Source organism: Acinetobacter sp. YH01022 (assembly GCF_013420235.1).
GTDB lineage: Bacteria > Pseudomonadota > Gammaproteobacteria > Pseudomonadales > Moraxellaceae > Acinetobacter.
The window spans coordinates 1-1,241 of the sequence record NZ_VOYP01000104.1 but is presented as its reverse complement, the minus strand read 5'-3'; the positions used below and the strand labels follow the sequence as shown (position 1 = coordinate 1,241).

Below are 1,241 nucleotides of genomic sequence, written 5' to 3'. Positions count from 1 at the left end.
GAAAATATATATCGTTGGCAGAAGAAATTATTTAGACCAATTATCAAAAACTTCATTGATGACTTTATTCTCGATAAAAATCATCTGCTACCACAGAGAATCTATAAGTAATAGTGCGTAAGTCCTATTTAATTATTTTTTAATTATAAATTAAGATCAGAGAAATATTTATCACATTGATCTAATCCATCAAAATGTCAGTGCTTGACTCATCGTATTCAGCCCACTAGCATAACTATAATAAAATTTTACTTTGGGTTTTTGACTTTGTTTTTTACACAGCATTTCTCATATTTATCCTCAAAAAAATCTAACTATCATTTATTTACATTTAAATCCGTAGCTATGATTGTTACTACTCTCACTTTTTTCGGGTGTACTTCTTTAAATAGTAATTCAATTGCTAAACGGTCTGAAAAATTATCTACAGGTATACAAAAAGCCTATTCAGTTGAATCAGCTACGGCAAACCGCGTTTCTCCCATGATTATTCAAAGTGCAGACAAATATAATGTAGATCCAATATTATTGGCTGCGATGATTCAACAGGAATCAAGCTATAGAAACTCTGTAATTTCGCCTGCTGGGGCGGTCGGATTAACCCAAGTCATTCCAAGTTATTGGCAACAAACTTGTCCAGGTGACTTATACAATGAAAGCAGTAATATCCAATGTGGGACTTATATTCTTTCTAAATATAATCAATCATCCGGTAACTGGAAGAAGGCACTTGCCTATTATAATGTAGGTCCGTCAGGTTATGAGAATAATCGTAAAATGCGTAAACAAGGTAAACGGTATACTAAACAGGTAAAGCAACATCAAAAGAATCTAAAAAATGCTTTATAAACGCTAAATTGTTATTCGAAGCCCAGTTTTGGGGCTTTTTTATTATTTCCTAGATTCTCAAATGAAGTGCAACAGTGATTAAATTATGAGAAAGTTGCAGATATTATTTTTGAATCTAACAATTTATTTTCAATTTTTTCATATAGATATAACAAAGCATGATCTAACATTATCTGCTCAACTACTATAAGTTTTACTTAAAAAGAATATACCTTATTCCCAGCATAAAAAAAGCCCCCAGTCGTTTGACTGGGGGTGTTTTCGGATAATGAGCTGGCGATGACTTACTCTCACATGGGTAATCCCACACTACCATCAGCGCTAAGAGGTTTCACTTCTGAGTTCGGGAAGGGATCAGGTGGTTCACTCTTGCTATGGTCGCCAGCACAACT

At 33.7% G+C, this 1,241-nt stretch carries 1 protein-coding gene, 1 rRNA gene and 1 pseudogene; 2 read left to right on the top strand and 1 reads right to left on the bottom strand.

What is annotated here, in order from left to right; translation table 11 throughout:
- Positions 1 to 111, top strand: a pseudogene (locus FTT87_RS15845) (IS701 family transposase); the annotation flags it as partial.
- Positions 112 to 267: 156 nt separating this feature from the next.
- Complete coding sequence (locus FTT87_RS15840) at positions 268 to 849, top strand: lytic transglycosylase domain-containing protein (protein WP_257221674.1); 582 nt, start codon at positions 268 to 270, stop codon at positions 847 to 849.
- Between the two features lie 271 nt (positions 850 to 1,120).
- On the opposite strand, the gene rrf is transcribed toward FTT87_RS15840, so the two are convergent.
- Positions 1,121 to 1,235 (bottom strand): 5S ribosomal RNA (rrf, locus tag FTT87_RS15835).
- Positions 1,236 to 1,241: the final 6 nt, after the last annotated feature.